12 protein-coding genes are annotated in these 14,261 nt (G+C 44.6%); 1 reads left to right on the forward strand and 11 read right to left on the reverse strand.

From position 1 onward, the window contains the following. Window positions 1-11 precede the first annotated feature (11 nt). From essB to QNI08_RS19715, 4 genes are all read right to left on the reverse strand, one after another. Complete coding sequence (gene essB / locus QNI08_RS19700; RefSeq protein WP_285769087.1) at window positions 12-1,319, reverse strand: type VII secretion protein EssB; 1,308 nt, start codon at window positions 1,317-1,319, stop codon at window positions 12-14. Window positions 1,320-1,388: 69 nt separating this feature from the next. Further along, window positions 1,389-1,628, reverse strand: coding sequence for an ESX secretion system protein YukD (gene yukD / locus QNI08_RS19705; protein WP_285769135.1), 240 nt, complete (start codon window positions 1,626-1,628; stop codon window positions 1,389-1,391). A gap of 97 nt (window positions 1,629-1,725) precedes the next feature. After that, window positions 1,726-2,016, reverse strand: coding sequence for a WXG100 family type VII secretion target (locus QNI08_RS19710; protein ID WP_285769088.1), 291 nt, complete (start codon window positions 2,014-2,016; stop codon window positions 1,726-1,728). Window positions 2,017-2,423: 407 nt separating this feature from the next. Then, window positions 2,424-3,338, reverse strand: a complete 915-nt coding sequence (locus QNI08_RS19715) for a nucleoside hydrolase (protein WP_285769089.1) — start codon at window positions 3,336-3,338, stop codon at window positions 2,424-2,426. 258 nt (window positions 3,339-3,596) lie between these two features. Here QNI08_RS19715 and QNI08_RS19720 point away from each other — a divergent pair, with 258 nt between their 5' ends. Continuing rightward, window positions 3,597-3,779: a hypothetical protein gene (locus tag QNI08_RS19720; protein ID WP_285769090.1), complete on the forward strand. Its 183-nt coding sequence runs from the start codon at window positions 3,597-3,599 to the stop codon at window positions 3,777-3,779. Window positions 3,780-4,031: 252 nt separating this feature from the next. Here the strand turns inward: QNI08_RS19720 and QNI08_RS19725 are convergent, their stop codons facing one another. The 7 genes from QNI08_RS19725 to QNI08_RS19755 all read right to left on the reverse strand — a co-directional run bounded on the left by QNI08_RS19725 (window position 4,032) and on the right by QNI08_RS19755 (window position 14,247). Beyond that, entirely contained in the window at window positions 4,032-5,759 is a 1,728-nt protein-coding gene (locus tag QNI08_RS19725) for a glycine betaine ABC transporter substrate-binding protein (RefSeq protein ID WP_285769091.1), read from the reverse strand. A 4-nt stretch (window positions 5,760-5,763) separates the two neighbouring features. Further along, window positions 5,764-6,969 (reverse strand): quaternary amine ABC transporter ATP-binding protein, encoded by a 1,206-nt coding sequence (locus tag QNI08_RS19730; protein ID WP_285769092.1) that lies wholly within the window; start codon window positions 6,967-6,969, stop codon window positions 5,764-5,766. Window positions 6,970-7,931: 962 nt separating this feature from the next. Beyond that, entirely contained in the window at window positions 7,932-9,326 is a 1,395-nt protein-coding gene (locus QNI08_RS19735; protein ID WP_285769136.1) for an amino acid permease, read from the reverse strand. A gap of 326 nt (window positions 9,327-9,652) precedes the next feature. Beyond that, window positions 9,653-11,170, reverse strand: coding sequence for a histidine ammonia-lyase (gene hutH / locus QNI08_RS19740; protein ID WP_285769093.1), 1,518 nt, complete (start codon window positions 11,168-11,170; stop codon window positions 9,653-9,655). 114 nt (window positions 11,171-11,284) lie between these two features. Next, complete coding sequence (gene hutP / locus QNI08_RS19745; protein ID WP_285769094.1) at window positions 11,285-11,734, reverse strand: histidine utilization transcription antiterminator HutP; 450 nt, start codon at window positions 11,732-11,734, stop codon at window positions 11,285-11,287. Window positions 11,735-12,181: 447 nt separating this feature from the next. After that, window positions 12,182-13,210 carry a FecCD family ABC transporter permease gene (locus QNI08_RS19750; RefSeq protein WP_285769095.1) on the reverse strand — a complete coding sequence of 343 codons (1,029 nt, stop codon included), beginning with the start codon at window positions 13,208-13,210 and terminating at the stop codon, window positions 12,182-12,184. Beyond that, complete coding sequence (locus tag QNI08_RS19755; protein ID WP_483313799.1) at window positions 13,207-14,247, reverse strand: FecCD family ABC transporter permease; 1,041 nt, start codon at window positions 14,245-14,247, stop codon at window positions 13,207-13,209. Before QNI08_RS19755 ends, QNI08_RS19750 begins: the two co-directional genes overlap by 4 nt. Window positions 14,248-14,261: the final 14 nt, after the last annotated feature.

Below are 14,261 nucleotides of genomic sequence, written 5' to 3' on the forward strand. Positions count from 1 at the left end.
AGGCAATATGCTCACTCTTTGCTTTTTTCTTTTTCTTCAGATGCATTTTTCGAATCCTTGCTTTCATTCTTTTCCCCTGCTTCTTTTACCGCTGGCTTAGCTTCCGTTTCCGCATTCGCTTTCTCCAGGTTCTGTTCTTTCTCTTCATCCAATCGTTTATCCAATTCCTCTTTTTCCTTTTCATATTGGTTCAGCTCAGTATCGACTTCTTTCAGTCGTTTTTCTTTTTCTTCTCCTGATAGCTTATCATCCAGCTTTATTCTTTCCCTCTGATTGATCAGCCCGTACATGATCAATTCGCGGTCCTCCATGATTCTCGCCAAATCGATGGCATCCTCGTTCTCCCCCCTGCCAATATAAATCCAATAGAGGAGGTACTGACTATCGGTCTGCAGGGTGATGGCATTTTCGACATTCTTCCTCCCGGCAGCCTCTAACGGTTCATACGTGACATACGACCTTGCCAGTTCATATTGAACGACATATGGCATGTTCTTTGGATCGTAGTTTTCCAAACGGTCAATAACTTCACTGTATTTTTGCTTGAGGAAGCTCTCACCGCTTTCTACGTATGCAGTGTGCCTTGGTTGTGAGATGAATAGGGTATAAATCGTAAAGAACAGCAGCGGCACAAGGGCAATCATCGTTCCCATGAGGGTATAACGGACCGTTTTCCATTTCTTTTCAGGGATATGCACAAAAGCATTATCTTCCTTTTCCAACACATCGATTCGGGATCGAATGACCGTGGAAAGTTCATCCCAATTCGCGGCAGCCAATATGCTTTGCGCTTCGCTCGATAGCTTTAAGGTTTGATTGTAGTTCAAATACTCTTCGAAGGAATGCTGCCCATCCACAAGAGCCGAAATCATTGCCTTCGTTTCTTGAAATAACAGATCTTGATCCTGCTCATAGGGCAGCAAACTCTCCCTTACACCGTAATGGAGGAAATACGGAGACAAACTAGAATCAAAAACGATATTTTCCGGACAGACGGCAAGCATCAACCGAGTCAATTGATGGTTTCTGATTTTCTTCATGACCTGATAAGCCGATAACCATTTGCTTATCACATTTTTATCCTTCAGTCTGGAAAAAACAAAAAAAGAGGCTGGCGGATTTACTCTGATCTGCACCTCATCCTCTGTCACTTCTATATATCTCTGGAGAGCATCGTCAGCTTCATGAATAAGCTGCAACTCCAATGGATCTTGCATCGCTAGTTTCGCCCGTTGAAAAACGAACAAATATCCACTTTCATCCTTCACCATGTGTGCTGCTATTTTTTTCTCCAGATATGAGGAATTCAACTCATCCATTCTATGTACTCCTTTACCCCTGCTAAAGGGCTTTAGACTTTTTTCCTATAGCGAGGCCGCATCGAAACACTAGAGGATCTCCAGGCGGTCCCCAGTCGTAATCCCGCTATCAAGCAAGGTGCCATAACCTGAACATACGAACTCTTTATTCTGGACCCGCACCCAATAGCCTTCTTTAGGTTTGACGGCAATATCCTTAAGCTGCCATACTATTTCCACTACCTTCTTGATGGATCGGTAATCGGATACTTGCAAGTCGAATACTTCCCCTGTATACCTCGTTAAATCAATTGTTAGTTGTATATATATCGAGCCCACCTCATTTCAAGCAAAAAAGCACCACGATCTTCATAAAAGAGTCGCGGCGCTTTTTCTAAACAATTCTTTATCTCTTTTGACGTAATGTTTATCCGCGAATTTGACTAGCAATCTGGTTATCTGTATCTTCAAGAATCTGCGCTGATTTATGCAATTGCTGAGAAACTTCATTTAACAATCGTGCCATATCCAAGAATGAAGGTTTCAATTCTTCGTATTGCCCGACGAATGCCTCACTTGACGAACCTTCCCAAATTCCAGTTAAATGATCTCTCATTCTATCTAAACGACCAATGATATCCGTTACCTGCTGGCTCTCATTATCATATTGTCTGGCTACGTCTTTCAGTTCCGAAGGTGTTACGCGAATTTGTGACATAGTAAAAATCCTCCTTTAATCGTATAGTTACATTTTAATGGAATCATACAAATTCTGCCATGTAAATAAGAACGAAGTCGAAAAATGGTAAATTATGATTATGTATAAAATCCTAAATATGGCATTATAAAAGTCTAAATACCTGATTTTTTTATTAGATAAACCTATTTTTTAATATAATCATGAAAATTTTCTTTTATCTGGTAATAAAATGCCTATCTTCCTATTACGTTACATGTTTTTGTCACTTTTCATGATACGGTAGTGACTTTTGACGCTCATTCTTAGCAATTAATCAATCGTTTGATTAATGCTCCCATCCCAATAAAAAGGACCCTCGAATGAACGAAGGTCCCTTTTTCAGCCACTGCTATCTCGCTGAAGTCGTATTGGTAACGGACAAGATGTTATATGACCCGCTCCAAAAAGTGTTTCACAAACCGAGTCGCATCGACTTCCGTACAGACACGTATGCTGGATTCACTATCTGCCTGACCGATTGTCCTGCCTGTCTCTTCACCCTCGGTCACCACGTTGATGTTCATTAATTCTGTATTCACAAAATCAGGTTCGATCGCAACCCCGACTGCAAGGGGATCATGTAGGGCGCAGCCGCCCAACCCTGGATGGGAGGCATCATATGCCTTCATATAATAGTCGGTCATATCCGCAAAAAATCCGGCAGATTCCTTACCAGTCGCCCGCCATTCACCAACCTTCGCTTTCGGTAAACACGTTTGCATCGTCACATCAAGTCCCACCAGGGTAACCGGCAGCCCTGATGCTAACACAAGTTCGGCTGCATCGGGATCGGATATGATGTTCGCTTCTGCGTAAGGGTTTACATTGCCCGGCACTTTAACGGCACCTCCCATTATGATCAGCTCTTTAACGAATGACATGACATCTGGGGCCTTCTTAATCGCCAAAGCGATATTGGTCAGTGGACCAACTGCAATGATTGTAATCTCATTGGGACGGCTTTTCACTTGATCGATGATGAAATCCACTGCTTTTCCTTGTGATGCTTGAAGGATCGGTACTTCTTTACGTGTATTTCCAAGCCCATCCTCCCCATGGACATGCTTGGGGTATTTCTGCTTTTCTCCGCGTTTCAATGTTTGACTGGCTCCGCTAAACACCGGTATATGCCGATCTAGCTTCTCCAAAACAGCGAGCGTATTACGGGTGGCGTCCTCAACCGCCACATTGCCGAAGCAAGTCGTGAAGCCGAGCACCTCCAACTCTGGAGAGTGTAACGCGTATGCCATCGCCAGGGCATCATCAATCCCCGTATCGACATCGAATATGATTGGTTTCATTTTCTTCCGCACCTTCCTGATTCAGGCTTGTCCCCTGATAATTTCTTATGTACCAAGCAATCCTTGTTTCCAATTGATTTTAACATTCAATCATGAGCACTTCCAGACAAAGGCAGACTTGTTCCCTGCAATAATGATTGACTCATCGTAATTCGGGATGATATAAAAAGGAAAACAGATTCAGGTGGATATTCTGTCTTCCTTACAATCGGATACATGGAACTTGATGAATTTATGATAGCCAAGGTGGAAAAAAGGATGAAAATGTATAAGTTAGTCAAAGCTGAATCTTTTGCTTACAAAAAAGGAACAAAATTCTTTTTGATTTCGCATTCTGAATTCATCGGTGTCAAAAGCTTTGTGCTCCTTGCTGAAGATTTACAAGGGAAGCTCGAAGTGACGGAAGAGGAATTGACACGCAAATTCATTTCCATCCATTAGACTCCATAACAAGCAGTGGTCCGTAACTTGTGATGACTAAAAGAATTTTAATAAGAGCCCTTCTCGGACTATAGGCAAACTAGGGGAAATCGAGTTTGTCTACTTTTTTGGTAGCTTGTACCATTCGGACGGTGATTGTGCTTATCCCGCAGAAGTCACCCGCTCCAATCGAGTTTTTATAACTTTAACAACGGGCCCCTTTTGCCCTCAAACTGAAAGGGGGAATCTCTGATGAGATTCCCTCTTTTTCAATCATTTTAAGTCTTCAATCGAATCGATCTCGACGTAATCAGGTACGACCAGACCATTTTTCGTTCCTTTTAAGTTTGGTCCAAGGTTGACCAAATCGGCTTTGTACTTATTATAATACTCCATATGTGTACTTGGAAGCCAACCAGCCACCATGGCATCGGCACTTCCGTTTGCAACACCGGCAAACATTGGTCCCACTTCAACTTGGCTTAATGTTACGTCATACCCGTTTTTCTCCAATACCTTGCCAATTACATTCGTGCTGGCAATTTCAGTATCCCAGGCAACATAAACCAATTTGATTTTTTCACCATTTCCTGGCGCAGCATCCTTGGTCCATTTGGATACCTTGTCCTGATGTTCTTTTATCCACTTATCTGCTGCCTCTGAAGGAGTCATTCCTTCTGCAACATTAACCATTACATTTTCCATATCTTTCGTTTCCCAGTAGAACTGATCAAGAATTTTATAGGCCCCTGGCGCATCCTGTTCAAGACCTTTTCTGGCGATCGAATTGATATTTTCAGCTCCGCCATATACTTTATCCGGATCATCGAGATATTTCAAGTCATATTTCGAGAACATCCAATGCGGTGTCCAACCTGTCACGACGATTGGTTCTTTTTTATCGATGGCCTTTTTCAGTTCAGCTACCATCGCAGCCGAAGATCCTTCGACAAGCTTCCAATCATCCAGCTTATAATCGGAAATAGCGGTTTTGGTTTGCTTCATTATTCCTGCTCCAGGTTCGATTCCGATGATTTCATAATTGGCTTTGGCAGCAAAGCTATTGTCATCGCCCTTCACACCCGCTTCTTTTGCAAACGTTGTGAATAGTGCCGTACCAACAACGAGTATCGCAAGAACGATAGCAATGATTTTTCTGCTAACGATGTGGTCGTAAGCTGGCTTACGTATGTTTTGCGTAATACGATCGAGAATGATTGCAATGATGACGATGGATAGTCCTGCTTCAAAACCTTGCCCTACATTTATTTGGCTGACAGCACGGTAAACATCTGCCCCAAGTCCCGGTGCACCGACCAATGAAGCTGTAACTACCATGGAAAGTGCAAGCATAATGCTTTGGTTGACCCCTGCCATGATCGTCGGGGTGGCCAACGGTATTTGAACCTTGATCAGCTTCTGGCCGCTGGTCGAGCCAAAAGCATCCGATGCTTCAATCAAATCATTAGGCACTTCCTGAATCCCAAGATTAGTCATCCGGATTGTTGGTGCAATAGCAAAAATGAATGATGCAATGATTCCCGGTACTACTCCTATCCCAAAAAATAATATCGAGGGTATCAAGTAAACGAATGCGGGCATCGTTTGCATGAAGTCCAAAACTGGGGTGACGATCTTGCGCACCGTGTTATTTTGGGCGCACCATATCCCGATCGGTATCCCGATCAGTATCGTTAGGAATCCTGACAATATGACGATTGCCAGTGTTTGGATGCTTGATTCCCAATAACCAAGGTTATCGATCAACAGCAAGCTGATGAGTGTAAAGATTCCCAATGGCCATCTGCTTGTGTAGGTAACCAGGAGGGTTAGCACTACTATCAATACGATTGATGGCCCGGCGCTCATTACGTCTACAAGTATGTTCAAGAGACCTTCAATCACATTCGTAATGAGTGTAAATAATCCAGCAAATGCAATAGTTATCCAATCCACTAAAGAATCGACCCAAGCTCCTAGTGGGATTTTCGGCATATTCATTGAATTATTCACTCTCCATTTCATTCAAGGAATCTTTATTACCTGCCAAGGCACCGATCACGGCACCGCGAAGTAGAATTCCTTTAATACGTTTTTCATCATCTACGACAGAGATCGGCAAGCTTGAAGTAGCCATCACGTCCATAAGGTTTCCTAATAATTCATCTTCTTTGACGGTAGGGATATCCGTTGTCATCACTTCGGAAATCGATTGATTATGGCTCATGGCCTGACGAGCCTGCTCGGCCGTCACCGCACCCAATAATTTTTGCTTCCTATCCACAACGAAAATGCTGGAATACCCCTGTTTGCGCATGATCTCCAAGGCAACCCTCGGTCCTCTGTCAACTGAGATTTTCTCTGGACGGATCATTACATGAGAGGCCGTCAATACTTTTGATAAATCAACATCTTCCACGAACTTCTCGACAAATTCATTGGCTGGATTCATCATGATTTGTTCTGGTGTTCCCAGCTGAATCACACTTCCATCTTTCATAAGCGCAATTCTATCCCCAATTCTCAAAGCTTCATCAAGATCATGGGTAATGAAAATGATCGTTTTTTTATACTGATCTTGAATTTCAACCAATTCATCCTGCATATCTTTACGGATCAATGGATCAAGGGCGCTGAACGCTTCATCCATCAATAATACATCCGTGTCACTTGCAAGCGCCCGAGCCAATCCGACCCTCTGCTGCATGCCGCCGCTAAGCTGTGACGGAAGCTGATTTTCATACCCTTTCAAGCCAACTGCCTCAAGAGCCTTCATCGCTTTTTCCTGACGTTTCGCAGAATCCACCTTTTGGATCTCGAGACCGAATTCGGCGTTTTCCAATATCGTTTTATGCGGGAATAAAGCAAAGTTCTGAAACACCATGCTTATTTTCTTTTGCCTGACTTCTCTTAAACGGGCGGCATTCATCTTTACGATATCTTCCCCGCCAATCAAAATTTCACCAAGGGTCGGATCGATCAGTCGATTGAACATGCGGATCAACGTCGATTTTCCACTTCCGGATAGCCCCATGATCACAAATATCTCTCCAGGGTAAATCTCGAAATTCACATTATTGACGCCGACAGTCTGTCCCGTTTCTTTCAGGATTTCTTTTTTTGATTTGCCTTGAATCAATAAATCTGTTGCTGCTTTTGGAGATTTGCCAAAAATTTTCGAGACATTTCTGACTTCTACATATGGCTTCATCAAGTCACCTCATTCTAATAGTTGCCCATATGATTCAGTTTTGCTGAATTTTCCCGTTTTATGCGAGTGACGATGATTAATGCTCAAGTCCCTTGAAATAACAGAAATGCTAAAACAATTTCCAGCTCTACACTTTTTTCTTATGTTTAATACCATATATAGGGCAAAAAAGCGGATTTGACGCATATATCCGGGGGCCTTCTTGTTATATATTGTTCCCAAGAAGGAATTCTTTAATTGGATGATATATGTGTGATTATTTGAGCAATTCAAGTAGGGAAAAGAGGTGCAATCACAGCACGGAGGGAACAAGCAGGCACAACCTACACCACCTGTACTATAAACGATTTCCACTTAGAGAATTTGTCCACGCCTGGACAAAAGATTCTCCTCTAAAGTTTTCATTTTCCTTGATCAGGTGGAATGATACTTTGTATGACACCAAAACGCATTGAAAAAAATGAATAAAGGATTCCCGTATGTTTGGGTATTTCAAGCAGGGAAAAGAGGTGCAATACTAACGAGGAATCGAACAGGCACAGCATATACCAACTGAAATATAATGGTTTTTTTATTTTAAGTTTCGGTCAGTCCACGCACTCGGACTGAACCTTAATCCCTAAAGCACTTCATTACCTTAACAAACTCTAATTATAAATTCAAATGATCCATAGCTTGATTCTTGCCTATAATGTCCAAATCCGCGTTACATTCCAAGGCCTCCGAAATCTTGAAAAAACGTTGCTATACCAACGTTCTCACATGTCGAAAAATAAAGTTAAACCCTTCACCGCGAATTTTTTTCAGTTTTTTTTCAATCTATAAATATCCAAAAAAATCCACTGAAGATTTTTTATCGTTCCACCTTTAAATAATCTGGTATCTTATTCCCCAAAAAGAACAAAAGAAAACCTTGAAATAGTTTCCATTTCAAGGTTTTTTTATTCGAATTGCAAGGGTCATTACACATCTTTATGTTCATCAAAATCAATCCGGCACTTGTCTAACGGAATCACCTTCGTTTTCCTGATGAACTTATAGCCAAGCCACATCACGAGAAAAAACGGGATGCCAAGATAAGCGGCCATTACGCCGGCCCAATTGATGTGATCTCCAAGAAATGCTTGATAGTTTTGCGCCAATAAAACGAAGAAACAAAGGGCAAAGGAAAATATCGGACCGAAAGGGAACCATTTCGACAGATAAGGAAGGTCAGCCAGTGAATGTCCTTGGGCGATATAAGCTTTACGAAAACGGTAATGACTCGCCGCTATGCCTAGCCAAAAGATGAAACCGGTGACTCCGACGGCATTCATCAGCCAAACATATATCACTCCATCACCAAATATGGATGCGAAAAATGCCAGCATTCCCACAAGTGAGGTGACGATCAGTCCCCAAATAGGAACGCCACGCTTGTTGAGCTTTCCGAAAATCCTTGGTGCCAGTCCTTCGTTTGCCATGGAGTACAGCATCCGGCTTGTCACATAAAGACTTGAATTGCCTGCTGATAAGACTGCAGTTAAAATGATGGCATTCATCACCGATGCTGCAAATGCTAGTCCCACTTTTTCAAAAACCATCGTAAACGGGCTGACCATGATCGTGTGTCCCTGAAGGCTCCCATTCGTATATGGAACGATCAGACCGATGACAAGTATCGCTAAAATATAAAACAGGAAAATCCTCCAAAAGATGCTGCGAACGGCCTTCGGAACATTCTTCGCCGGATCCTCACTTTCACCCGCTGCGACACCGACGATTTCCGTTCCTTGAAAAGAAAACCCGGCAGCTATGAAAATTCCCAATGTCGCCAAAAATCCGCCAGCAAATGGAGCATCACCTACCGTGAAATTTTTAAAGCCGATTGCCTCTCCATTCATGATCCCGAAGATCATCAATATACCGACAACGATAAAAATGATGATGGTTGCGACCTTGATGAGCGAGAACCAATATTCCCCTTCCCCATATCCTTTAACGGATACGTAATTCAACAGGAAGATCAAAACTAAAAACATGGAGCTCCATAAAAATGACGGACTGTGCGGAAACCAGAACTTCATGACCATCGTTGCGGCAGATAGTTCTGCGGCAAGCGTCATCGCCCAAGTGAACCAATAATTCCAGCCAAGCGCAAATCCCAGGGCAGGATCGATGAACCTTGTAGCATACGTACTGAAAGCACCGCTGACCGGCATGAATGATGCCAATTCCCCTAGGCTTGTCATGATGAAATAAACCATGATGCCGATGACGGCATATGCGACCAATGCCCCGCCAGGACCAGCAGAATGGATGGCCGGACCACTTCCTAGAAAGAGTCCCGTTCCAATCGCACCGCCTAAGGAAATCATCGTCAGGTGGCGTGCTTTCAGTTTTCTTTGCAAAGAATGAGGCGGCTCGTTTTGTTCATTTTTTTCGGGCAGTTGCAATTGGCGATTTTCCAAAATAAATTCCCCTCCGACCAGGCATTTTTTATCTCTAAAGCTATGTCGAGCATTCAATCGTTTGCAGCTTTGGCTTTTCCCTACAATCTAGTGTTTTTACCTACAAAAAAGATACCTTAGAGATTTGGAACTATGTACGTTATGCAACGATGTCAGGCCTAAAAACCCGGTAAGGGGTTCGTAAGCCTAACGTTTTGGAGTGAAACCACAGTGCATGCCGTCATTCCACTTCATTATGCCGTGGGCAAGCTTCCATGAATGAACGAGTTCCAGTCGATTTCAAGCAGCCAGCTAGCAGCTGCTTCAATATCCTTGGAAAAGACGCGATCTTGTGTGATGCTTGGAATGATCTTTCTTGCTTCTGCGTAAAAATCCTTCGTGAATGGAGCCATCTTCTCAATTCCACGGTATTCCACCGCCTGCAGGGCACAAATGAGCTCAATCGCCAAAACGCGGCGGACGTTTTGGATGATTTGATGCGCATGGCGCGAACCGATCGTTCCCATGCTAACATGATCTTCCTGATTGGCTGAGGATGGGATGGAATCCACACTTGCCGGATGGGCCAATGTCTTATTTTCAGAGACGAGTGAAGCTGCACAATATTGCATGATCATCGCTCCCGATTGCAAACCGGGTGACGGACTCAAGAATGGCGGTAAATCATTCAGCTGCGGATTGACGAGCCGCTCTATCCGGCGTTCGGAAATATTGGCAAGCTCGGCAACGGCAATTTTCATGAAGTCCATCGCAAATGCTATCGGCTGACCATGGAAGTTTCCTCCTGAAATCACTTTTTCACCATCATCGAAGATAAGCGGATTATCCGTCGCAGCATTCATTTCGATTTCCAGCTTTTCTTTTACATAATCAAGGGTCTGCCACGAAGCCCCATGCACCTGCGGTATGCAGCGAAGCGAATAGGCATCCTGTACCCTAAGCTCCCCTTGCTTGGTGATGAGCTTGCTGCCATTGATCATGCGGCGGATCCGTTCCGCCACCTCCGTTTGCTGGCGATAGCCGCGGGCAAGATGAACATCGGCATCAAAGGCGTCTTCAATGCCGCGAAGCCCTTCCAGCGTCAAGGAAGCAATCGCCTCCGTTTGGTGGGCAAGCTGTTCCGCTTCGATGAAATTGACGAGGCCCATCCCCGTCATTGCCTGCGTTCCATTGATTAATGCCAGTCCTTCTTTCGCTTTAAGTGTCAGCGGCAGTATGCCTTCTTTCGATAATGCCGTGATGGCTTCCATCCGCTCCCCCTTATAGAACACTTCGCCTTCCCCCATCAATACCAGAGCCAAATGGGAAAGAGGCGCCAAGTCGCCGCTCGCACCAAGTGAGCCTTGCTGGGGGATGACCGGATGGACCTGCGCATTCAAAAGCTCGATCAAGCGTTCGATGACCACAGGCCTTACACCTGAGAACCCTTTCAATAACGCATTGGCACGAAGAAGGACCATCGCTCTTGAAACCACCTCAGGAAATGGCTCCCCTACTCCGCATGCGTGTGAATGGATCAAATTCCACTGCAGCTGCTCAACATCGCCTGCGTCAATCAACACATCGCTGAACTTACCGAACCCAGTTGTAATGCCGTAGACGACTTTCTTTTGTTTTACGATATTCTCCACCGCTTCCCGGCTTTTTTCCACCTTCCCGACACTTTCGGCTGATGCCGTGACAAATGCCCCTCCGTACAATACTTGCTTCGCATCTTCAATCGTTAAAGTTTGGCCTGTTAACGTAATCATTTTCCTGCACCCCTCATCCTTTTTTTCCAAACAAAAAGGAGGCCATATTGACAGACTTATCCAGTCATCAATACAGCCCCCTAATTCACTAATTAACTATAGGCTAATGCTTATTTAAATGTGGTTAATTCCCAAGCCAACCGCTTCATGTTCAAATCCACGAACCGGTGCGCCAATCGTTCCATACACGGCAACTGCAATCCATTCGCCTTCATCACTGTTCTCGAACGGCCTGCCCCGGACGATCGCAAACCTTAGCCCTGCTGTCCTCAATAGACCGCCAAGCTCGACCTGCCCCCGTGTCACCCCATGCAACGCCTCGATGATCGCATGGTACAGCGCATGCATTTCACGATATATATCGGGATTGACTAATCCCTGCCTTTTCGCTGATGTTTCAATGGCCGCCACTATTTTCTGCAGCTCCATCGAACCGACCTTGCCTTTTCCATAAAGCCATTTCATTCGCTTCAATTCATTTGTTAAAGAAATTTCTTCCTCTTCTACCGCAAACGCGTACATGATTGCATGGCGCCCGATTCTTCTGTCGAATTCCTTTGTCATGCAAGGACCTCATTTTCAATTTTCTAAATTGACTAATAACTACATATTATTGTAAGCGGGTACAAGCCGTCCGGTCAACCTATTTTTTAGATTTCTTTTCAACGCACCGACTCCTTATCCAAACTTATTCCTGGCAAAACAAACCCCTCCCTTAAGATGCTTTCTACCATTAATAAGAAAAAACACGTCGGAATGTGGGCTTTATGAATTTGCCCTTCCTTTTCATAAATCGAGATTTCCCCCTTGGTTCGGAAGATTTGGATGTGGATCGTTTCATGACGTAGTCTCACAGGACTCGCACTGCATTGGAACCTAAAAAAAGATGCCGCCTGCAAAATACAGACTGCATCTCCATCAATTTGCGCAGAGTTATAAAAATCTCTTTTCAAGCATTCCATTTTTATAGGGAGTGCCTTTTAAGCGTATCGGCCTGCACCGCCTATATTGCTAAATGTTCTTTACAAGCAAGTAAATGAAGTACGGAGCTCCTAGGATCGAGACGATGATGCCTACCGGCAATTCCATCGGGGCCATGATGACCCGTCCCAATGTATCGGCGGATAATAGCAATAAAGCACCTAGTATTGCAGTCAATGGCAATAGCTTTGCATGTCTTGCCCCCACTAGTCTTCTTGCTATATGCGGGGCAATCAGGCCTAAAAAGGTAATGCCCCCTCCGACGGAAACACACACACCCGCCAGTGCCACGGAAATCATCAATAATAACCTGCGCTCCCTTTCTATCCTTACACCGACGCCGATTGCGATCGAGTCACCCAAGCCCAGGACGTCCAAAACCTTTGATTTATAAATGGCGAATGGAATCAAGACAACCAGCCACGGTAATAACGCCCAGACAAATGTCCAATTCGTGCCCCAAATCGTTCCCGATAACCAAATTAATGCCTTCATGAAATTGTTCGGTTCCATTTTCATCTGGAAAATGACCAATCCTGCGCCAAATGCAGCATTGATGCCGATTCCGACCAGTAATAGCCTCGAAGGCGTCACCTTCCCTTTTTTCCAAGAAAGAACATAAATTAAAAATGCGGCAAGGAAGGAACCAAGCAAAGCTGTGACGGGCATGATGAACACGGAAGACCCTCCATTGAAGAATGCAGTGCCCTGGAAAAAGAACATATAAAGTACGACCGTGAATCCTGCTCCTGCGTTGATGCCCAATATGCCAGGGTCGGCTATTGGATTTTGGGAAACGCCCTGTAAAATCGCTCCCGAAACGGCGATTCCCATTCCTACAAGTATCGCCAGAACGATCCTGGGCAAACGGAAATCGAAAATGGTCATTTCATTTTCAGCAGTGCCATTTCCTAATAATGTTGAGATAACATCCATCAGCGGAATCTTGAGGTAGCCTGCATTAATACTGATGAAAAATACCATTACGGTTAAAATGCTTGTTAAGGCAAGCAACTTCTTAAAGCGTCCCTCATTTGGGCCGGATCGCTGCGGCATCATAAACCCCTCCCTTCCTTACGAGCTAAGTAAAGGAAAAAGGGAACGCCAATGATGGCCGTTATGGCCCCAACAGGGGTCTCGAATGGGGCATTCACCATCCGTCCGACGATATCGGCAACCAGCAATAACACCCCACCGAGAATGGCGGAGCAAGGGATGATCAGCCTGTAATCATTCCCGACCAAAAACCTAGTGATATGGGGAATGACCAAGCCCACGAACCCAACCATGCCTGCAATCGATACTGCAGCTCCAGTTAGCAGCAGGACCGCAATCATTCCGATAAGCTTCACGATTCCGGTATTTTGCCCAAGTCCTTTGGCCACCTCTTCCCCTAAGCTAAGAATGGAAATGGAGCGGGAAAGAACCAAGGCTATCAATAGTCCGGCCACGATAAACGGAAGTGAAAATAATACGTGCTGCGGCTGCACACTTGAAACCCCCCCGGCAAACCAATAGCTAATATCCTTTGAAATATTGAATTTGATCCCGACCGCCGTTGAAAACGAGCTTAGCAAGGAGGCTATGGCCGAGCCGGCGAGTGCGAGCTTGACAGGCGTAATGCCGCCCCTTGAAAACGAAGTGATTCCGAACACTAATGCTGCGCCCAACCCTGCACCGGCAAAAGAGAACATCATCAAGCCTAAATATGTTATGCCCGGCATGACCACAAGCGCAATCGCAATGAAAAACGATGATCCGGCGGTTACACCCAGTATGGAAGGATCTGCCAACGGGTTCCTCGTCATTCCCTGCATGATCGCCCCCGAGACGGCTAATGCAGCCCCTACACAGACTGCAGCGATCGCCCGCGGAAATCTCAACTGGCGAATGATCGTATGGGCGGGATTGTCCTCGTCGAACTGAAATAACGCGTTATAAACATCCCGATAGCTCAAATCGGCGGCACCGAAATTAATGGAAGCCATGATTGAAAGGAGTAAGCATGCCAGGCCCGCTATCATGATGACCAAGCTGGTTACTCTATTTTTATATGTATTTAGCGGTACCTTGTCGATTTTTGTTTTTGAATTCATCTGTACAACTACTC

The organism is Peribacillus folii (assembly GCF_030271255.1).
Taxonomy (GTDB): domain Bacteria; phylum Bacillota; class Bacilli; order Bacillales; family DSM-1321; genus Peribacillus.